Here is an 18652-nt window from a genome sequence, read left to right as displayed (position 1 = left end):
TTCGTCCAGGCGACTCATAGGGATGAGGCTTGACCAAACCAGTGTTACTTGAAGCCGCTCACCTGTCAAAGCGCAGATTGAGCGCGCTTCCCAGGCGGTAGGGCACCACGCCGCGCTCGTTCTCGGGCACTTCCAGCGGGCGGTCGATGGGCGGGAAGGCGCGCTGAGTGCAGTCGGTCCTCTCGCAGATGCGGCAGCTGACGCCGATCTTGGTCGCCGGACCGTTCAGGTCCAGCCCGGCGGCATAGACCAGCGAGGATGCATGCTCGACCTCGCACCCCAGCGACAGGGCGTAGCGCCGGTCATTGGCCAGATAGGAGCCGCTGGGCTTGGACACGCTTTTCGCAATGGAGACGTAGCGGGACCCGTCCGGCATCTCGGCCAGCTGCACATCGATACGGTCGGGGGCGGCGAAGGCCTCATGCACGTTCCACAGCGGGCATGCGCCGCCGAAGCGGGCGAACTGGAAGCGCGTCGCGCTGTGCCGCTTGGTGATGTTGCCCGCCATGTCCACGCGGGCGAAGTAAAAGGGCACGCCGCGCCAGCCGGGCCGTTGCAGGTTCGACAGCCGGTGGCAGACCTGTTCGAAACTGACCTGGAACCGCGTCCGCAGTCGGTCCACGTCGTGCCGTTCCTCGCGCGCCGCTTCCAGGAAGGCGCGGTAGGGCAAAAGGGTCGCCCCGGCGGCGTAGTTGGCCAGGCCCACCCGGGCGACGTCGCGCGCCGCGTCCGTGCGAAAGGCGGCCTGATCCAGTTCGGCTTCGATCCGGTCGCGAAAGGACAGCAAAGCCAGTTGGTGCGCCATCTGAAAGGTCCGCGTCGCGCCCGGTTGCCAGGCGTCGAGCGTCAGCACGCGGCTGGCGGGGTCGTAGCGGCGCAGCGCCTCCTGTCCGCCCACGGTGACGACCCGGACGCCGTGCAGGTCGCCCAGCGCCGCCTCCAGCGAACGCTCCGCCTGCCCCTCTTGCGGCAGGTCGGCGGCCAGGGCCTCGGCCGCCGTGTCCAGGCTGTCGATGTAGTTGTCGCGGTAGTGGAAAAAGTCGCGCACTTCCTCGAACGGCAGCACGGTCACCCCGGCGCCGCGTTCGTCGCGCCCCAGGGTGTCGTCCAACGCCTTCACCCGCTCGTCCAGCCGGCGGAAGGTCTGGTGCAGGGCCAGGAACTGGCGCGCCAGCTTGGGCGCATTGACCACGGCCTGTTTCAACTCCGCGGCGGTCGGCGGCTCGGCCTGGCCGGCGATGTCGGTGGTGGCCTCGCGCAGGTCCGCCAGCAGGCGCGCGTCGCCCTCCAGGTCGAACAGGCTGGCGTCGACGTGAAAGGCGCGGGTCAGGGCGATCAGCACCCGCGCGGTGGCGGGCCGCTGATTGGTCTCCAACTGCGACAGATAGGAGGGCGACAGGCCCAATCGCTCGGCGCACGCCTCCAGCGTCCAGCCCCGCGCCTCGCGCAGCTTCCTCAGCTTGGCGCCCAGAAACAGCTTCTCAGCCATTCGCAACTTCGCAGATCAACCCAACATCCTTTGCAAAGCCCCGCAGTTCCGCACTTTTTGCGAAGTTGCGTTTGCGTATTTGCGATGAAGCCGCCACCCATAGCGCAACGAACGGGAGGTCCGACACCGAAATGACCCAAGTCATCCTGGAGGAACTGGAGCGCCGCCGCGCCGCCGCCAAGCTGGGCGGCGGGGAAAAGCGTATCGCCGCCCAGCACGCCAAGGGCAAGCTGACGGCGCGTGAACGCATCGACGTCCTGCTGGACGAAGGCTCCTTCGAGGAGACCGACATGTTCGTCGAGCATCGCAGCCACGACTTCGGGATGCAGGACCAACGCATCCCCGGCGACGGGGTGGTGACGGGGCGCGGCACCATCGGCGGGCGGCTGGTCTATGTCTTCTCCAAGGACTTCACCGTCTTCGGCGGATCGCTGTCGGGCGCCCATGCGGCCAAGATCGTCAAGCTGCAGAAGATGGCCCTGACCACGGGCGCCCCGATCATCGGCCTGTTCGACGCGGGCGGCGCGCGCATCCAGGAGGGGGTGGAGAGCCTGGCCGGTTACGCCGACATCTTCCTGCAGAACACCCTGGCCAGCGGCGTCATTCCCCAGATCAGCGTGATCATGGGGCCGTGCGCGGGCGGCGACGTCTATTCGCCTGCCATCACCGACTTCATCTTCATGGTGAAGGACACGAGCTATATGTACGTCACCGGCCCCGATGTGGTGAAGACGGTCACCAATGAGGTGGTCAGCCATGAGGACCTGGGCGGCGCCCGCGTCCATTCGGCCAAGTCGGGCGTGGCGGACGGGGCGTTCGAAAACGATCTTGAGGCCCTGTCGGAGGTGCGGCGCCTGATCGGCTTTCTGCCCCTGTCGAACCGCGAAAAGCCGCCGGTGCGCGAAAGCTATGACGAGCCGGAGCGTGACGAGCCGAGCCTGGACACCCTGATCCCGGCCAATCCGAACCAGCCCTATGACATGAAGGAGTTGATCCTGAAGGTGGTCGACGAGGCCGACTTCTTCGAGATCGGGGCCGACTTCGCCAAGAACATCATCTGCGGCTTCGGGCGGCTGGACGGCCAGACGGTCGGGATCGTCGCCAACCAGCCCCAGGTGCTGGCCGGCGTGCTGGACATCGATTCAAGCCGCAAGGCCGCGCGGTTCGTGCGCTTCTGCGACGCCTTCGACATTCCTCTGGTGACGCTGGTGGACGTGCCGGGCTTCATGCCGGGGACCAAGCAGGAGTACGGCGGCCTGATCAAGCACGGGGCCAAGCTGCTGTTCGCCTATGCCGAGGCGACGGTGCCGAAACTGACCCTGATCACGCGCAAGGCCTATGGCGGCGCCTATGACGTGATGAGCTCCAAACACCTGCGCGGCGACGTCAACTACGCCTGGCCCTCGGCCGAGATCGCCGTCATGGGCGCCAAGGGGGCGGTCGAGATCATCTTCCGCAAGGAGGCCGGCGATCCCGAGGCCCTGGCGGCGCGCGAGACCGAATACAAGGACCGTTTCGCCAATCCGTTCGTGGCGGCGGGGCTGGGCTATATCGAGGACGTCATCATGCCGCACGGGACGCGGCGGCGGCTGGTGAAGGCGCTGCGGACGCTGAAGAACAAGGCCCAGGAGAACCCCTGGAAGAAGCACGACAATATTCCGCTGTGATGTCGGTTTCGATGCTTCAGCAGAGTTCGTCATCCTCGGGCTTGTCCCGAGGATCCATAAGCTCGATAGGGGCCGGTGTTCACCGGCCTCGCCGGATTCTATTGATCCGAGGCAAGAGGCCTAGGATGACGGGATGGGGGAGGAGGGCGTCACTCCTCTTTGGGCGTCCAGTTGCGGTACGTCTCGGGATCGGGCGCGACCTCAATCCTGTTATGTGCCAACCCGTCGAACAGATCGTCCCAGTGCGGATTTGTTCGCTCGATCAGGTTGGCCTTCCAGTCTCGCGGCCAGCGTTTCAGCGACTTCTCCCGCTGGATCGCGCCGACAATGGTTTCGTGGAACTCGTACCAGACGAGGCGTTTCAGGCCGTGTTGTTTGGTGAAGCCTTCGATGAGGCCTTCGCGATGCTGCGCGACACGGCCGACAAGTTGGCTGCTGACGCCGATATAGATCACGCCGTGCTTCCGATTGGCCATCATGTAGCAGCCGATCAAGCTTTCGACACCGACCATCCTAATCCCCTCAACCGTCATCCTCGCCCTTGTGGCGAGGATCCATACTCCGCGCTCTCGACCGAGGCGCACCGTTCGAAACCGAGCGTATGGATCCTAGGCACAGGGCCTAGGATGACGAAAGTAAACGTCCGCAGGAACTGACCATGTTCTCCAAAATCCTCATCGCCAACCGGGGCGAGATCGCGGTTCGGATCATCAAGACCTGCCGCAAGATGGGCATCAAGACGGTGCAGGTCTATTCGGAGGCCGACGCCGGGTCGTTGGCGGTCGAGATGGCCGACGAGGCGGTGCTGATCGGGCCGGCGCCGGCGGCGCAGTCCTATCTGCTGGCGGACAAGATCGTCGAGGCGGTGCGCCAGACGGGGGCGCAGGCCGTGCATCCGGGCTTTGGCTTCCTGAGCGAGAACGCCGGCTTCGCGCGGCGGCTGAGGGACGAGGGGATCGCCTTCATCGGGCCGAACCCCGAGGCCATCGAGGCCATGGGCGACAAGATCAGCTCCAAGAAGCTGGCGGCCGAGGCGGGGGTTTCGACCGTGCCGGGCCATATGGGTCTGATCGAGACGCCGGACGAGGCGGTCAGGATCGCGCGCGAGATCGGCTATCCGGTCATGATCAAGGCTTCGGCCGGCGGAGGCGGCAAGGGCATCCGCGTGGCCCATTCGGACGCCGACATGGCCGAGGGGTTCGCAGCGGTGAAGGCCGAGGCGCTGAACGCCTTCGGCGACGACCGGGTCTTCCTGGAGAAGTTCATCGTCGATCCGCGCCACATCGAGATCCAGGTGCTGGGCGACAAGCACGGCCATGTCGTCCATCTGTTCGAGCGCGAATGTTCGATCCAGCGCCGCAATCAGAAGGTCATCGAGGAGGCGCCGTCGCCCCTGCTGGACGAGGCCACCCGCGCCGCCATGGGGGCGCAGGCCGTCGCCCTGGCCCAGGCCGTGAACTATGACTCGGCCGGCACGGTCGAGTTCGTCGCCGGTCAGGACAAGAGCTTCTACTTCCTGGAGATGAACACCCGTCTTCAGGTCGAGCATCCGGTGACGGAGCTAATCACCGGGGTCGATCTGGTCGAACAGATGATCCGGTCGGCCTGGGGCGAGAGGCTGGCCTTCGAGCAGAAGGACCTGAAGATCGACGGCTGGGCCATCGAGAGCCGGATCTACGCCGAGGACCCCTATCGCGGCTTCCTGCCCTCGATCGGGCGGCTGGTCCGATACGAGCAGCCGGAAGAGGGCGACCAAGGCGACTACACCGTCAGAAACGATTCCGGCGTCCGCGAGGGCGACGAGATCAGCATGTTCTACGACCCCATGATCGCCAAACTGTGCGCCTGGGGCGAGACGCGCGAGGCGGCGGTCGAGGGCATGGCCCGCGCGCTGGAGGACACCCATTTGTCAGGCCTGGGCCACAACGTCCCCTTCCTGGCCGCCGTCATGGATCAGGAGCGGTTCCGGTCGGGTCAGCTGTCGACCAGCTACATCAAGGACGAGTTCCCGGACGGCTTCCACGGCCTGAGGCCGACGGTCGCCCAGCAGCGCGTCCTGATCGCGGCAGGCATGGCGATGCACGAGATCATCGCCGAACAGGACGGCGATCCGTCGGACCGCACCGACTGGATCGTCACGCTGGACCGCGAGATGCACGGCGTCGGCCTGTCCTACGACGAGGACGAGGCCCTGCTGCTGACCCTCACCGGCGGGGGCGACATCCGGCTGTCGGACATCGACTGGCGCCCGGGCCTGGCGCAGTTCAGGGCGACGCTGGACGGCGAACCCTTCACCGCCGAGGTCAGGCGCGCCGCCGACGGCTTCGACATCCGCCACCGCGCGGCCAGGGCGCGGGTGCGGGTGCTGCGCCCGCACGTCGCGGAGATGTATGCGCGCCTGCCCGAGAAGCAGGCGGCCGATACGTCCAAGCTGGTGCTGTCGCCGATGCCGGGCCTGGTCGTCGATATTCCCGTGGCGGTCGGCCAGGAGGTCAAGACCGGCGAGACGGTCGCCATCATCGAGGCCATGAAGATGCAGAACATCCTCAAGGCCGAGCGCGACGGCGTGGTGAAGGCGGTCTCGGCCAAGGCCGGCGATCCGGTTGCGGCGGACGACGTGCTGGTGGAGTTCGGATGATGGGGGCCTTCCCCATCCCCACGCCCCTGGAATGGCGCGAGGCGGCCGAGAAGGCGCTGAAGGACCGGCCGCTGGAAACGCTGCTGCATCTGGACGCGGACCGCCTGATCACGCGGCCCCTCTACGCCGAGGCGACAGGGGGCGCGCCGGTCTTCGCCCCGCGCGCGTCCGATGCGGAAGGGCGGGCCTGGGATCTGCGCACACTGGTCGAGGGCGACGACGCCGAGGCGGTGAACGCCGCCGTCCTGACCGATCTGGAGAACGGGGCGGCCTCGGTCCTGCTGGCGGGCGCGTCGCTGTCGGACGGCGCGTGGCTGGGCCGGGCGCTGGACGGCGTGGCGCTGGACCTGGCCCCGGCGGCGCTGGACGCGGGCTTCGACGGGCCGGAGGCGGCGGACGCCCTGGCGACCCTGGCCAAGGGGGCGCCGCGCGCGCAGCTGCGGTTTCATCTGGATCCGATCTCGGCCTTCGCCGAGGCGGGTGGATCGCCGCGCCCGATCGAGGATCATCTGGCCGAGGCGGCGCAGGCGGCGGCGCGCCACGCGGCGCCCTATCCCGAGGCGAGCCTGTTTCTGGCCAGCGGCCGGGTCGGGCACGAGGCGGGCGGGTCCATCGCCCAGGAGCTGGCCTTCGCGGCCGGCGCCGCGGTCGCCTACGTCAAGGCGGGCGTCGCGGCGGGCCTGACGGCCGAGACGGCGCTGCGCGGCGTGACGCTGGGCCTGTCGGTCGATCAGGAGTATTTCGACGGCCTGGCCAAGGTCCGGGCCATGCGCCTGATCTGGAACAGCCTGGTCCAGGCGTTCGGCGTGGACGCCCCGGCTGTGATCGAGGCGCGTTCGTCGCGGCGGATGCTCTCGGCGCGCGACCCGTGGCCGAATCTGCTGCGGCTGACCGCGGCCGGTTTCGCCGGCGCGGTCGGGGGCGCGGACGTGGTGGTGCTGGACGGCTTCACCCGCGCCGAGGGCCTGGCCGACGCCTTCGCCCGGCGCCAGGCGCGCAACACCCAGCTGGTCCTGATGGAGGAGGCCAGCCTGGGCCGGGTGGACGATCCGGCGTCAGGCTCCTGGTATCTGGACGCCCGCACGCGCGAACTGGCCGAGGCGGGCTGGGCCGAGTTCCAGGCCATCGAGGCCGAAGGCGGCCTGGTCGAGGCCCTGAAGGGCGGGATCGTCCAGGGACGTATCGCGCGGGCGCGTCAGACGCGTGAGGCCGCCATCGCCGACGGCGCCGCCCAGATCGTGGGCGTGACCAAATACGTCGACCCGGAACCGCGTCCGGCGCCGGTCGAGGCGGCGGCCCCGCCGCGCGCGGCGACGAACGCCGACCTGGCCCTGAGGCCGATCCGTTTCGCGGCCCCGTTCGAGGAGGCGGCGCAATGAGCTTTCCCGACTTCAGCAAGATCGCCCTCGATATGGCGCCGACCGGGGCGGGGCCGGCGCGCGAGCCCTGGATCACGCCCGAGGGTTTGACGGTCAAGACGGCTTACGGCGCGGCCGATGCGCAAGGGCTGGAGCATCTGCACGGCCTGCCGGGCTTCGCCCCCTTCGTGCGCGGTCCCTATCCGACCATGTATGCGGGCGCGCCGTGGACGATCCGGCAGTACGCCGGCTTCTCGACCGCCGAGGAGTCCAACGCCTTCTATCGCCGCAACCTGGCGGCGGGCCAGAAGGGCCTGTCGGTCGCCTTCGACCTGGCCACCCACCGGGGCTATGACAGCGACCACCCACGGGTGAAGGGCGACGTCGGCATGGCGGGCGTCGCCATCGACAGCATCTACGACATGCGGACGCTGTTCGACGGCATTCCGCTGGACCAGATGTCGGTGTCCATGACGATGAACGGGGCGGTGCTGCCGATCCTGGCCCTCTATGTCGTGGCGGGCGAGGAGCAGGGCGTCGACCACGCCAAGCTGACCGGGACCATTCAGAACGACATTCTGAAGGAGTTCATGGTCCGCAATACATACATCTATCCGCCCGAACCCTCGATGCGGATCATCGCCGACATCTTCGCCTGGACGGCGCAGGAAGCGCCCAAGTTCAACAGCATCTCCATCTCCGGCTATCACATGCAGGAGGCGGGGGCCTCGGCGGACATCGAGCTGGCCTACACCCTGTCGGACGGGATCGAATATCTGCGCTGCGGTGCGGCGGCGGGCATGTCGATCGACCGGTTCGCGCCGCGCCTCAGCTTCTTCTGGGCCATCGGGATGAACTACTTCATGGAGGTGGCCAAGATGCGGGCCGGCCGCCTGCTGTGGGCCGAGGCCGTGCGGCGCGAGGGGGGCGAGAACCCCAAGTCGCTGTCGCTGCGGACCCACTGTCAGACCTCGGGCTGGTCGCTGGCGGCGCAGGACGTGTTCAACAACGTCAGCCGGACGATGGTGGAGGCGATGGCGGCGGCCGGCGGCCAGACGCAGAGCCTGCACACCAATGCGCTGGACGAGGCCCTGGCCCTGCCGACCGACTTCTCGGCCCGGATCGCGCGTAACACCCAGATCCTGCTGCAGCAGGAGACGGGGCTGACGCGGGTGATCGACCCGTGGGGCGGCAGCTACTATGTCGAGCGGCTGACCCAGGAATTGGCGGACCGAGCGCGCGCCCACATGGCCGAGGTCGAAGCGCTGGGCGGCATGGCCAAGGCCATCGAGGCCGGCATTCCCAAGCTGCGGATCGAGGAATCCGCCGCCAGGACCCAGGCGCGGATCGACACGGGCCAGCAGACGGTCGTGGGGGTGAACAAGTATCTGAACCCCGTCGTGGACGACATTCCGATGCTGAAGGTCGACAACGCCGAGGTCCGCGCCCGCCAGATCGAGAAGCTGGAACGGCTGCGCGTCGAGCGGGACGAGGCGGCGACCCAGGCCGCCCTGACCGAACTGACCAACGGCGCGCGCGGGAAGGCCAATCTGCTGGAGCTTTCGGTGCGGGCGGCGCGCGCCAAGGCGACCGTGGGGGAAATCTCGGACGCGCTGGGCGCCGCGTTTGGCCGGCACGTGGCGACGGTGAAGACGGTGTCCGGCGTCTACGCCAAGGAGGCGGGCGCCGACGCGCGCTTCGCCCGCGCCCGCGACATGGTCGCCGCCTTCGTCGAGAACGACGGCGGGCCGCCGCGCATCCTGATCGCCAAGCTGGGGCAGGACGGGCACGACCGCGGCCAGAAGGTGGTCGCCACCGGTTACGGCGACCTGGGCTTCGACGTCACCGCCGGCGCCCTGTTCCAGACACCGGCCGAGGCGGCGAAGGACGCGGTGGAAAAAGGCGTCCATGCCGTGGGCGCCTCCTCGCTGGCGGCCGGGCACCTGACGCTCGTGCCGGAATTGAAAGCCGAGCTGGAGAAGCTGGGGCGTCCAGACATCATGATCGTGGTCGGGGGCGTGATCCCGCCTTCGGACGTGCAGCCCCTGCTGGATATGGGGGCGGCGGCGGTCTATCCGCCCGGATCGGTCATCGCCGACACCGCCATCGACCTGATCGAGAAACTGAACCAGCGGCTGGGCTATGCCCAACCCGAACCGAACAAGGACAAGCCATGATCGGCGCCCTGAACCATGTCGGGGTCGCCACGCCCTCCATCGCCGAGTCCATCAAGCTCTATCGCGACGTGCTGGGCGCCACGAAGATCGGCGAACCCTTCGACCTGCCGGCCCAGGGGGTGAAGGTGTGTTTCATCGACACGCCGACGGCCCAGATCGAACTGATCGAACCCTATGACGAGACCAGCCCCATCGTGGGCTTCCTGGCCAAGAATCCCAAGGGCGGGCAGCACCACGTCTGTTTCGAGGTCGCGGACATCCACGCCGCCCTGGCCGAGATGCGGGCCAAGGGCGTGACGATCCTGGGAACCGGCGAGCCGAGGATCGGCGCGCATGGGACGCCGGTGGTGTTCCTGCACCCGCGCCACATGGGCGGAGTGCTGATCGAGCTGATGGAGACGCCGAAAGGCGCTCACTAAGCGGAGCCTTTTGGCGGGCTGGGCCGTTGAGGCGCAGGACAAGGAGCCTTCTCATGACCCGCCGTCTCGCCGTCGCCGCCCTGGCCTGCCTGACCGGACTGGCCGCCTGCCAGCAGCCCGCGCCGGATGACGCGCCCGCGCCCGCGCCGCCGGTCGAACTGGCGCCAAGCACGGCGCCGACCATCGGCTACGCCTGCGAGAGCGGGGTGACGATCCAGGCCCGCTACCCCGACAGCGAGACGGCGGAGCTGGTCTATCGCGACCAGACGCTGGCCCTGCGCTCGGCCGTGGCGGCCAGCGGGGCGCGCTATGTGGGCGAAGGCGTCGAATGGTGGACGGCGAATCGCAATGGCGAGGAGAGCGCGACCCTGAGTCGGCTGGGGCCGAACGACCAGACGGGAACGGCTGTCATGGAGCGCTGCACGCGACCGACCACGGGTGGCGAGCCGGCCGGGCCCCTGCCGTCGCCGACCCCTGCGCCGGGCGGCGTCCTGCCGGCGTCGACGCCGTGCAAGGGACCGCAGCTGAGGCTGTCGGTCGGGGACGGCGACGCCGGCGCGGGCAATCGCGTGCGGAACTTCGCGCTGGAGAATGCGGGAAGCCAGGCCTGCACCCTGACCGGCTATGCCACGGTGACGGTCAGGGACGGCGATGGCGACGTCCTGTCCGCGATCCGCGCCGAGCAGAGCCCGGGCAGCTACTTCCGCCAGGGTCAGGCGCCCGCGCCCGTGACCCTGGCGCCGGGCGGCAAGGCTCTGTTCGAGGTGGCCTGGAACGTGGTGCCGCACGAGGGCGAAGGCGAGAAGACCTGTCCGACGGCCAAGACGATCCGCGTGGTCGCCCCCGCCGACACGGCGGCCCTGACGGCCCCGTTCGAGTTCACACCCTGCGGCGGACGTATTCGGGTCAGCCCGCTGCGCGCGGCCGAATGACCGAGCTGCTCGCGGCGTCGGCCGGGGTGGAAAGCGGACCGGATTCGGCGTAGGTCGCGGCCATGACCCAGAGCTTCTACGACCGCGTCGCCGGCGAACTGAACGATATCGACGCGCAGGGGCTGACCAAGCCCGAGCGCGTCATCGCTTCGCGCCAGGGGCCGGTGATCCGGGTGGCGGGGCGCGAGGTTCTGAACTTCTGCGCCAACAACTATCTGGGGCTGGCGGGCGACGAGCGGGTGACCCAGGCGGGCATCGCCGCGCAGCAGAAGTGGGGCGCGGGCACCGCGTCGGTGCGCTTCATCTGCGGCACCCTGGAGATTCACAAGGAGCTGGAGTCGGCGATCGCCGGCTATCTGGGTTTCGAGGACGCCATCCTGTTCGCCGCCGCCTTCGACGCCAACGGCGGCCTGTTCGAACCGCTGCTGGGCGAGGGCGACGCCATCGTCTCGGACAGCCTGAACCACGCCTCGATCATCGACGGCGTTCGGCTGTGCAAGGCCAAGCGCTATCGCTTCGCCAACTCGGACATGGACGAGCTGGAAAGCCAGCTGAAGCAGGCCCGCGCCGACGGCGCCCGCGACATCATCATCGCCACCGACGGCGCCTTCTCGATGGACGGCTATATCGCCAAGCTGAAGGACATTCGCGCGCTGGCCGACAAGTACGACGCCCTGATCATGGTCGACGACTGCCATGCGACCGGCTTTCTGGGGCCGCAGGGGCGCGGCTCGTTCGCCCATCACGGGGTCGAGGTCGACTTCGTCACCGGCACCTTCGGCAAGGCGCTGGGCGGGGCGATGGGCGGCTTCATCTGCGCCAGAAAGTCGGTGGTGGAACTGCTGAAGCAGCGGGCGCGGCCCTATCTGTTCTCCAACGCCCTCTCGCCGGCGGTGTGCGGCTCCAGCCTTGAGGCCATCCGCATCGCCCAAGGGGCGGAGGGCGACAAGCTGCGCACGCGCCTGTCGGCCAATGCTCATCGCTATCGCGGGGCCATGGCGGACGCCGGCTTCACCCTGCTGGAGGGCGAGCACCCCATCATCCCGGTGATGCTGGGCGACGCCAAGCTGGCCCAGGATTTCGCCGCGCGCGCGCTGGACCTGGGCGTCTATGTGATCGGCTTCAGCTTCCCGGTGGTGCCGCGCGGCCAGGCGCGTATCCGCACCCAGATGTCGGCGGCGCACACCTTCGAGCAGATCGACCGGACGGTCGCGGCGTTCACGACGGCCGGCAAAGAATTGGGAGTGATCTGATGGCGGACACGATGAAGGCCCTGGCCAAGACCGGGCCGGTGCAGGGGCTTGAGCTGATCGACGCGCCGATCCCGCAGGCGGGACCGGAAGACGTGCTGATCAAGGTGCATCGCACGGCGGTGTGCGGCACCGACATCCACATCTGGAACTGGGACGAGTGGTCCCAGAAGAACGTGCCGACGCCGATGATCACCGGCCACGAGTTCGCCGGCGAGATCGTCGCCGTGGGATCGGAGGTGGATCGTCCGCTGAAGATCGGCCAGCGCGTCTCGGCCGAGGGGCACGTCATCGACCTGAACTCCGAGGCGGCGCGGGCGGGGCATTTCCACCTGGACCCCAAGACGCGGGGCATCGGCGTGAACCGCCAGGGCGCCTTTGCTGAATATGTCGTGGCGCCGGCGTTCAATGTGATCGAGCTGCCCGACGACGTGCCGTACGAGATCGGTTCGATCCTCGATCCGTTCGGCAATGCGGTGCACACGGCCCAGCAGTTCGACCTGCTAGGAGAGGACGTGCTGGTGACGGGCGCGGGACCGATCGGGGTGATGGCGGCGGCGGTGGCGCGCCACGCGGGCGCGCGCACAGTGGTGCTGACCGACATCAACGACTACCGGCTGGAGCTGGCGCAGAAGGTGGCGCCGGGTGTGCGGACGGTGAATACGACGAGGGAAGACCTGCACGGCGTCGTCAAGGAACTGGGCATGAAGGTCGGCTTCGACGTGGCCTTGGAGATGTCGGGGTCGCCCATCGCCTTCAAGCAATGCGTCGACACCCTGATCATGGGCGGCGGCCTGGCCATGCTGGGCATCCCCTCCAAGCCGATGGAGACGGACTGGGGCGCGATCATCCTGAAGGCGCTGACGATCAAGGGCGTCTATGGCCGCGAGATGTTCACCACCTGGAGGAAGATGCTGGGCCTGTTGAAGGCCGGCCTGGACCTGAGCCCACTGATCACCCACCGCCTGGCCTACGATCAGTACCGCGAGGGCTTCGAGGCGATGAAGTCCGGGCAGTCCGGCAAGGTGGTGCTGGACTGGGACAAGGCGGCCTGAGCAAGGCGGCCTGAGCAGGGCGGGGCGAATTGCACTGCACCCCGAAAAACAGTGCAAGGTGCAATATGGTGCAATTCGTCGGCGGACCGGATCATCGGCCCAGCATAGGCCGGACGCCGACCCAGGCGCGCTGACCGCGACGATGCGAAGCCAAGGCGTTGATTTCCGCTGGTTTCATCGTCGGAAGTGCGCGCGCTGGGCGACGACGGCCATCCTATCCGGCCTGGCGAAGCACCTTGATCAGGGCGGTCTCGAACGCCTTGGCCTCGGGGCCGGGCAGGGCGTCGGCCATCTGTCCGGCCTGGAACAGCTCGAACACGCGCGGGTGGACGTAGGAGGCGCGGCAAACGGTCGGGGTGTTGCCCAGAAGGCCTGAGACCGCCTTCACGCACAGGGTGATCTTTCGCTTCCCGTCGGTCTGGGAGGTCGGCGGCTCCATCTCTCGCAGCGCCCGCGCCGCCGAGACGGTGCCGGCCCAGGTGCGGAAATCCTTGGCCGAGAACTGCTCGCCCATCGCGTCGCGGATATAGGCGTTCACGTCGTCGGAGGTCACGGGGCACAGGTCGCCGTTGGCGCTGCGATACTTGAACAACTGCTGGCCGGGCAGGTCCTCCAGCGCGCGGACGACACGGGCCAGGCGGCGGTCCTTGACGCTGACGGAATGATCCTTGCCGCTCTTGCCGCGAAACTCGAACGTCAGGGCGGCGCCGTCGACGTCCAGGTGGCGCTTGTGCAGGGTGGTCAGGCCGTAGCTGCGGTTCTGCTTGGCGTAGATCGCATTGCCGATGCGGATCAGCGTCAGCTCCAGCAGGCGCACCGCGGTGGCCAGCACCTTAGCCTTGCACACGCCGCGCAAGCCCAGATCGTGCTCCACCTGGGCGCGCAGTTTGGGCAGGGCGCGGGCGAAGGCGGGCAGGCGGTCGAACTTGTTGGTCGAGCGGGCCGTGCTCCAGTCGGCGTGATAGCGATACTGCTTGCGGCCCTTGGCGTCGCGGCCGATGGCCTGGATATGGCCGTTGGCGCGTGGGCAGATCCACACGTCGGTCCAGGCCGGCGGAATGGCCAGGGCGCGGATGCGGTCCAGCACCCTGGCGTCGCGGATCGGTCGCCCCTTGGCGTCCCGATAGGACCAGCCCTTGCCGGCGCGGCGGCGGGACAGGCCGGGATGGTCGTCGCTGCACCAGGTCAGGCCCTGCGGAACCTCGATATCGGGTTCGAAGGCGTGGGAACCGTCGGGCATGGGCGTCTTCCTGAACTTCGCCGGACACCGCCGGGGCGAGCCACGAACGCGAGGCCGGTCCGCCGGGTTCCGCTTGACCCCAGGGGCCGGGCGGGGGACGAGGACGCCATGAATTATCGCCACAGCTTCCACGCCGGAAACTTCGCCGACCTGGTCAAGCACGCGCTGTTGATCGCGCTGATGGAAACGCCGCGGGCCGAGCCGCGCGTGGTCATCGACACCCATGCGGGCGCGGGGCTGTACGACCTGGCGGGCGACGGCGCGCGGTCCAGGGAGGCAGAGGACGGGGTGCTGAAGCTGATGTCGGCCCAGGGGCGGCCGCCGCTGATGGAGACACTGGCGGCCGAGGTGGCGGCGACCAATCCGGGCGGCGGCGCGCGCTTCTATCCGGGATCGCCGCTGCTGATCGCGCGGCGGCTGGGGCCGGGCGGGCGCTACGTGGGATTCGAGCTCAACCCGCCGGTGCGGGCGCTGCTGGCCGAGGCGCTGAAGCATCACCCCGACGCGCGGGCGGTCGAGGGCGACGGTTATGACGGCGCGACGTCAGAGGCGGCCCGGTCCAGCGCGCCGCTGGTCCTCATCGACCCTCCGTTCGAAAAGCCCGACGACTATGCCCGTGCGGCCCAGGCGGCGCTGGCGATCCGGCGGCGCGATCCGGGGGCCACCATCGCGATCTGGACGCCGCTGAAGGATCTGGAGACGTTCGACGCCTTCATCCGCCGGCTGGACGGCAAGGCGGGGCCGACCCTGGTGGCCGAGGCGCGGCTGCGCCCGCTGACGAACCCGATGAAGATGAACGGCTGCGCGTTGGTGGTGGTCAATCCGCCGCCGGGCCTGGACGCGGCGGCGCGCGAGGTCTGCGACTGGGTGGTCGAGGCGCTGGGCGAGCCCGGCGCCAAGGCCGAGGTCTGGACCTTCTGAGCCCGCGCCCTAGGTTAGACCCATGACCCGCATCGCCATTCTGGAGACCGGCCATCCGCCGGACGACCTGACTGACCAGTTCGACGACTATCCGGCGCGGTTTCGAGCGCTGCTGGGCGAGGGCGTGCCGACGACGCGGTTCGATGTGCAGCGCGGGCATCTGCCGGACGACCCGGCCGCCTTTCAGGGCGCCATCGTCACGGGGTCGGCGGCGGGGGTCTATGACGACCTGTTCTGGATCCCCCGACTGCTGGACTGGCTGAGGGCGGCGCGGGGCAAGACGCGGCTGGTCGGCATCTGCTTTGGCCACCAGGCGATGGCGACGGCGTTCGGCGGGGCGGTGGAGAAGTCCGACAAGGGCTGGGGCGTGGGGCTGCACCGCTATGACGTGCGGCGTGACGAGCCGTGGATGCATCCGCGCGCGACGGCCATCTCGATCCCCGTCTCGCACCAGGACCAGGTGACGGCGGTGTCGCCGGACGCGCGGGTGATCGCCGCGTGCGACTTCACCCCCTATGCGGGCCTGGCCTGGGGCGAGGACGCGATCTCCTTCCAGTGTCATCCCGAGTTCCAGCCGGAATACGCCGCCGCCCTGGTCGAGAGCCGGCGCGGAGACCGCATCCCCGACGCCGTGGCGGATGCGGCTCTGGCCAGCCTGGCGCGGCCCAACGACCGGCCGGTGCTGACGGCCTGGATACGGGCCTTCCTGCTGCTGACCCCGCCGCCGGTGGAGACCGACGGCAGCGGGATCTAGAGCCCCAGCAGCCGGATCAGCAGCAGCGCCAGCGCCAGCAGCGCCGCCAGCGACAGCACCACCGCCGCCGCCACCCGGCCGCCGGCGCGCGCCACAGTGCGGATGTCGGTCTGAAGGCCCAGGGCGGCCATGGCGATCACCGTCAGCAGGCCCGAGGCCGAGGCCAGCCAGGGCTGGGCGGTCTGGGGGATCAGGCCCAGCGAGCGCAGGCCGATCATGACCAGGAAGCCGACGATGAACCACGGAACCAGGCGGTGCAGGCCGGGCGTGCGCGCCTGATCCTTGCGCCCCCGGCCCGTGCGGCCCGCGATCAGCGACAGGGCGAAGACCACCGGCCCCAGCATCAGGACGCGCACCAGCTTGACCACCGTGCCGGTCTGGGCGGCGGCGGGTCCGAAGGGGGCGGCGGCGGCCAGCACCTGGGGCACCGCGTAAACCGTCAGGCCGGCCAGGGCGCCGAACTGCAGCGTCGACATCTGCAGCAGCACGCCCAGCAAAGGCAGGGTCAGGACGACGACGACGCCCAGCACGGCGGTGAAGGCGATGGAGGCGGCCACCTCGTCCCCGTCGGCGTCGATCACCGGGGCCACGGCGGCGATGGCGGAGTTGCCGCAGATGGCGTTGCCGCAGGCCACCAGCAGGGCCATGCGCGGGTTCAGACCCAGGGCCCGACCCAGGCCGAAACCGACGACGATTCCGACGACGACCAGAAGGAAGATTCCGACGACGACGAACACGCCGAGCGACGACAGGGTGGCGGCGCTGACCGAAGCGCCGAGGAGGACGACGGCGACCTCCAGAACCGTCTTGGCGCCGAACTCGACCCCCGGCGTCCAGCGCGCGCCGGGCGACCAGACGTTGCGCACCGCCGCCCCCAGCAGGATCGCCAGGACCAGGGGCTCCAGCCACGGATGACCGAACAGACTCTGTTCGAGCCCAGCCAGGGCGTAGGCGGCCGCCGCGACGGCCGCGGCCAGCGCCAGACCGGGCGCGATCCGCCAGCCAGGCAGGGCGCGGACGACGGGGGAGGCGACGAGATCGGCGGACGGCGCGGACATCGCCGCAGGGTGGGCCGGGCCTCGACTGTGTTCCAACGAATAGATATGCTCATTTCAATCCGATTTGAGGATCAATCATGACGCTGGAACGCCTACGCATCTTCGTCGCCGTGGCCGAGCGCGAGCATGTGACGGCGGCCGCGCGGACGCTGAACCTGACCCAATCGGCGGTGTCGAACGCGCTGGGGGCGCTGGAGGTTGAACATCAGGTGCGGCTGTTCGATCGCGTCGGCCGCGGCGTCGTGCTGAACGAGACAGGTCGCGCCTTCCTGCCCGAGGCCAGGGCGGTGCTGGCGCGGGCGGCGGCGGCGGAGGCGGCGCTGGCGGACATGAGCGCGCTGCGCCGGGGGCGTCTGGCGGTCTTCGCCAGCCAGACCATCGCCAGCTACTGGCTGCCGCGCCGGCTGGTGGCCTTTCACGCGGCGCATCCGGGCATCGAACTGGATGTCGCCATCGGCAATACCCGCGAGGCGGCCGAGGCGGTGTTGAACGGGGCGGCCGAGATCGGCCTGGTCGAGGGGGCGGTGGATGCGCCGGCCCTGTCGCAGGCCACGGTCGGCTCGGACCGGCTGGCCGTGCTGGTGACGCCGGACCACCCGTGGGCGACGCGCAGCCGACTGGCGGCGCAGGACCTGACGGCGACATCCTGGGTGTTGCGCGAACCGGGTTCCGGCACCCGGTCGACGCTGGAAGCGGCGGTCCGCATGGCGGGCGTCGATCCGGCCGCCCTGGCTGTGGCCATGACTCTGCCGTCCAACGAGGCGGTGCTGGCGGCGGCCGAGGCGGGGGCGGGGGCCACCGCCCTGTCGGAAAGCGTCGCCTACGCCTCGGTCGCGGCGGGTCGGCTGGCCACGGCGCCGTTCGCCTTGCCGGAACGTCCCTTCCGCTTGTTGCGGCACAAGGAACGCTATCGCAGCAAGGCCGGCGACGCCTTCATCGCCGCGATGGGCTGAGGCCTCAGGCGCTCAGGCGCGCGGGCGCGACAGGAAGACCCGTTCAACCATCAGGTTGGCGGCGAAGGAGAAGGCGGCCAGGACGGCCAGCGTCCCCGGAATGCCCGGCTGGCGGCCGATGGCCATGTATATTCCGTACAGAACCACGAAGATCAGCGTCGCCACGAGGCTGCGCAGCAGGATTTTCACGATCGGAGAGGTCATGGCCACTTCACCACCGGGGGCATGGAACTGAGAATTGAATCGACGTTGCCGCCGGTCTTGAGGCCGAACATGGTGCCACGGTCGTAAAGCAGGTTGAACTCCACGTAGCGGCCGCGCCGAACCAACTGCTCCTCGCGCTCTTCGGGCGTCCAGGCCTCGGCCATGCGGCGGGCGACGATCCGGGGATAGACGTCCAGGAAGGCCAGGCCCACGTCGCGGGTGAAGGCGAAGTCCCTGTCGTAGTCGCCGCTGTCGTGGTGGTCGTAGAAGATTCCGCCCGTGCCGCGCGGCTCGTTGCGGTGCGGCAGGAAGAAGTAGTCGTCGCACCAGGCCTTGTACTTGGCGTGCCAAGCCGGATTGTGGGCGTCGCAGGCGGCCTGCATGGCGGCGTGGAAGGCCAGGGTGTCGGGGTGATCCTGATGTCGATCGGCCTCCAGCACCGGCGTCAGGTCGCCGCCGCCGCCGAACCAGCTTTGGGTCGTCGCGATGAAGCGCGTGTTCATGTGCACGGCCGGCACGCGCGGGCGGACCTGGCGG

Annotated in this window: 17 protein-coding genes; 11 read left to right on the top strand and 6 right to left on the bottom strand. The window is 69.1% G+C overall.

What is annotated here, in order from left to right:
• Nucleotides 1-58: 58 nt before the first annotated feature.
• On the bottom strand, nucleotides 59-1489 hold the full coding sequence (locus B2U11_RS08165; RefSeq protein WP_292071006.1) for a helix-turn-helix domain-containing protein: 1431 nt from the start codon (nucleotides 1487-1489) through the stop codon (nucleotides 59-61).
• A gap of 131 nt (nucleotides 1490-1620) precedes the next feature.
• Here B2U11_RS08165 and B2U11_RS08160 point away from each other — a divergent pair, with 131 nt between their 5' ends.
• Complete coding sequence (locus tag B2U11_RS08160) at nucleotides 1621-3156, top strand: acyl-CoA carboxylase subunit beta (protein ID WP_292071005.1); 1536 nt, start codon at nucleotides 1621-1623, stop codon at nucleotides 3154-3156.
• A gap of 149 nt (nucleotides 3157-3305) precedes the next feature.
• Here B2U11_RS08160 and B2U11_RS08155 read toward each other — a convergent pair whose 3' ends face one another.
• A complete protein-coding gene (locus B2U11_RS08155; protein ID WP_292071004.1) occupies nucleotides 3306-3668 on the bottom strand; it encodes a GIY-YIG nuclease family protein in 363 nt (120 codons plus the stop codon).
• 146 nt (nucleotides 3669-3814) lie between these two features.
• Between B2U11_RS08155 and B2U11_RS08150 the strand changes: the two genes are divergently transcribed.
• The 7 genes from B2U11_RS08150 to tdh all read left to right on the top strand — a co-directional run bounded on the left by B2U11_RS08150 (nucleotide 3815) and on the right by tdh (nucleotide 12985).
• A complete protein-coding gene (locus tag B2U11_RS08150; RefSeq protein WP_292071003.1) occupies nucleotides 3815-5794 on the top strand; it encodes an acetyl-CoA carboxylase biotin carboxylase subunit in 1980 nt (659 codons plus the stop codon).
• A complete protein-coding gene (locus tag B2U11_RS08145) occupies nucleotides 5794-7173 on the top strand; it encodes a methylmalonyl-CoA mutase family protein (RefSeq protein WP_292071028.1) in 1380 nt (459 codons plus the stop codon). The genes B2U11_RS08150 and B2U11_RS08145 overlap by 1 nt, the downstream gene beginning before the upstream one ends.
• Nucleotides 7170-9329 carry a methylmalonyl-CoA mutase gene (gene scpA, locus B2U11_RS08140; protein ID WP_292071002.1) on the top strand — a complete coding sequence of 720 codons (2160 nt, stop codon included), beginning with the start codon at nucleotides 7170-7172 and terminating at the stop codon, nucleotides 9327-9329. Before B2U11_RS08145 ends, scpA begins: the two co-directional genes overlap by 4 nt.
• Nucleotides 9326-9748 carry a methylmalonyl-CoA epimerase gene (mce, locus tag B2U11_RS08135; RefSeq protein ID WP_292071001.1) on the top strand — a complete coding sequence of 141 codons (423 nt, stop codon included), beginning with the start codon at nucleotides 9326-9328 and terminating at the stop codon, nucleotides 9746-9748. The genes scpA and mce overlap by 4 nt, the downstream gene beginning before the upstream one ends.
• A 53-nt stretch (nucleotides 9749-9801) precedes the next feature.
• On the top strand, nucleotides 9802-10680 hold the full coding sequence (locus B2U11_RS08130; protein WP_292071000.1) for a DUF4232 domain-containing protein: 879 nt from the start codon (nucleotides 9802-9804) through the stop codon (nucleotides 10678-10680).
• A gap of 62 nt (nucleotides 10681-10742) precedes the next feature.
• Nucleotides 10743-11933, top strand: coding sequence for a glycine C-acetyltransferase (locus B2U11_RS08125; RefSeq protein WP_292070999.1), 1191 nt, complete (start codon nucleotides 10743-10745; stop codon nucleotides 11931-11933).
• 11 nt (nucleotides 11934-11944) lie between these two features.
• The gene (tdh, locus tag B2U11_RS08120; protein WP_349680719.1) at nucleotides 11945-12985 is read left to right on the top strand and encodes an L-threonine 3-dehydrogenase; all 1041 of its coding nucleotides are present in this window, start codon (nucleotides 11945-11947) and stop codon (nucleotides 12983-12985) included.
• Between the two features lie 214 nt (nucleotides 12986-13199).
• Here tdh and B2U11_RS08115 read toward each other — a convergent pair whose 3' ends face one another.
• Nucleotides 13200-14225, bottom strand: a complete 1026-nt coding sequence (locus tag B2U11_RS08115; protein ID WP_292070997.1) for a DNA topoisomerase IB — start codon at nucleotides 14223-14225, stop codon at nucleotides 13200-13202.
• Nucleotides 14226-14333: 108 nt separating this feature from the next.
• Here B2U11_RS08115 and rlmJ point away from each other — a divergent pair, with 108 nt between their 5' ends.
• Together rlmJ and B2U11_RS08105 are read left to right on the top strand one after the other, a co-directional pair.
• Nucleotides 14334-15146 carry a 23S rRNA (adenine(2030)-N(6))-methyltransferase RlmJ gene (gene rlmJ / locus B2U11_RS08110; RefSeq protein ID WP_292070996.1) on the top strand — a complete coding sequence of 271 codons (813 nt, stop codon included), beginning with the start codon at nucleotides 14334-14336 and terminating at the stop codon, nucleotides 15144-15146.
• A 22-nt stretch (nucleotides 15147-15168) separates the two neighbouring features.
• Nucleotides 15169-15900, top strand: a complete 732-nt coding sequence (locus tag B2U11_RS08105; protein ID WP_292070995.1) for a glutamine amidotransferase-related protein — start codon at nucleotides 15169-15171, stop codon at nucleotides 15898-15900.
• Here the strand turns inward: B2U11_RS08105 and B2U11_RS08100 are convergent.
• Nucleotides 15897-16958 (bottom strand): YeiH family protein, encoded by a 1062-nt coding sequence (locus tag B2U11_RS08100; protein ID WP_292070994.1) that lies wholly within the window; start codon nucleotides 16956-16958, stop codon nucleotides 15897-15899. The genes B2U11_RS08105 and B2U11_RS08100 overlap by 4 nt on opposite strands.
• 77 nt (nucleotides 16959-17035) lie before the next feature.
• On the opposite strand from B2U11_RS08100, the gene B2U11_RS08095 reads away from it, so the two are divergent.
• The gene (locus B2U11_RS08095; protein ID WP_292070993.1) at nucleotides 17036-17911 is read left to right on the top strand and encodes a LysR family transcriptional regulator; all 876 of its coding nucleotides are present in this window, start codon (nucleotides 17036-17038) and stop codon (nucleotides 17909-17911) included.
• Between the two features lie 12 nt (nucleotides 17912-17923).
• On the opposite strand, the gene B2U11_RS08090 is transcribed toward B2U11_RS08095, so the two are convergent.
• Nucleotides 17924-18115 (bottom strand): hypothetical protein, encoded by a 192-nt coding sequence (locus B2U11_RS08090; protein WP_292070992.1) that lies wholly within the window; start codon nucleotides 18113-18115, stop codon nucleotides 17924-17926.
• Nucleotides 18112-18652 (bottom strand): coproporphyrinogen III oxidase (locus B2U11_RS08085; protein WP_292070991.1); only part of this gene is annotated, 541 nt, incomplete at its 5' end. The genes B2U11_RS08090 and B2U11_RS08085, both read right to left, overlap by 4 nt.

The organism is Brevundimonas sp. UBA7534, from assembly GCF_002479325.1.
Lineage (GTDB): Bacteria > Pseudomonadota > Alphaproteobacteria > Caulobacterales > Caulobacteraceae > Brevundimonas.
The sequence above is the reverse complement of the archived record's forward strand: the minus strand, read 5'-3'. Positions and strand labels throughout refer to the sequence as shown.

Coding starts and splice junctions, on each gene's coding strand:
- tdh (WP_349680719.1), top strand. CDS start 11,945: ATGAAGGCCCTGGCCAAGACCGGGCCGGTGCAGGGGCTTGAGCTGATC.
- B2U11_RS08145 (WP_292071028.1), top strand. CDS start 5,794: ATGGGGGCCTTCCCCATCCCCACGCCCCTGGAATGGCGCGAGGCGGCC.
- B2U11_RS08155 (WP_292071004.1), bottom strand. CDS start 3,668: ATGGTCGGTGTCGAAAGCTTGATCGGCTGCTACATGATGGCCAATCGG.
- B2U11_RS08115 (WP_292070997.1), bottom strand. CDS start 14,225: ATGCCCGACGGTTCCCACGCCTTCGAACCCGATATCGAGGTTCCGCAG.
- B2U11_RS08150 (WP_292071003.1), top strand. CDS start 3,815: ATGTTCTCCAAAATCCTCATCGCCAACCGGGGCGAGATCGCGGTTCGG.
- rlmJ (WP_292070996.1), top strand. CDS start 14,334: ATGAATTATCGCCACAGCTTCCACGCCGGAAACTTCGCCGACCTGGTC.
- B2U11_RS08125 (WP_292070999.1), top strand. CDS start 10,743: ATGACCCAGAGCTTCTACGACCGCGTCGCCGGCGAACTGAACGATATC.
- B2U11_RS08165 (WP_292071006.1), bottom strand. CDS start 1,489: ATGGCTGAGAAGCTGTTTCTGGGCGCCAAGCTGAGGAAGCTGCGCGAG.
- scpA (WP_292071002.1), top strand. CDS start 7,170: ATGAGCTTTCCCGACTTCAGCAAGATCGCCCTCGATATGGCGCCGACC.
- B2U11_RS08100 (WP_292070994.1), bottom strand. CDS start 16,958: ATGTCCGCGCCGTCCGCCGATCTCGTCGCCTCCCCCGTCGTCCGCGCC.
- B2U11_RS08160 (WP_292071005.1), top strand. CDS start 1,621: ATGACCCAAGTCATCCTGGAGGAACTGGAGCGCCGCCGCGCCGCCGCC.
- B2U11_RS08090 (WP_292070992.1), bottom strand. CDS start 18,115: ATGACCTCTCCGATCGTGAAAATCCTGCTGCGCAGCCTCGTGGCGACG.
- mce (WP_292071001.1), top strand. CDS start 9,326: ATGATCGGCGCCCTGAACCATGTCGGGGTCGCCACGCCCTCCATCGCC.
- B2U11_RS08130 (WP_292071000.1), top strand. CDS start 9,802: ATGACCCGCCGTCTCGCCGTCGCCGCCCTGGCCTGCCTGACCGGACTG.
- B2U11_RS08105 (WP_292070995.1), top strand. CDS start 15,169: ATGACCCGCATCGCCATTCTGGAGACCGGCCATCCGCCGGACGACCTG.
- B2U11_RS08095 (WP_292070993.1), top strand. CDS start 17,036: ATGACGCTGGAACGCCTACGCATCTTCGTCGCCGTGGCCGAGCGCGAG.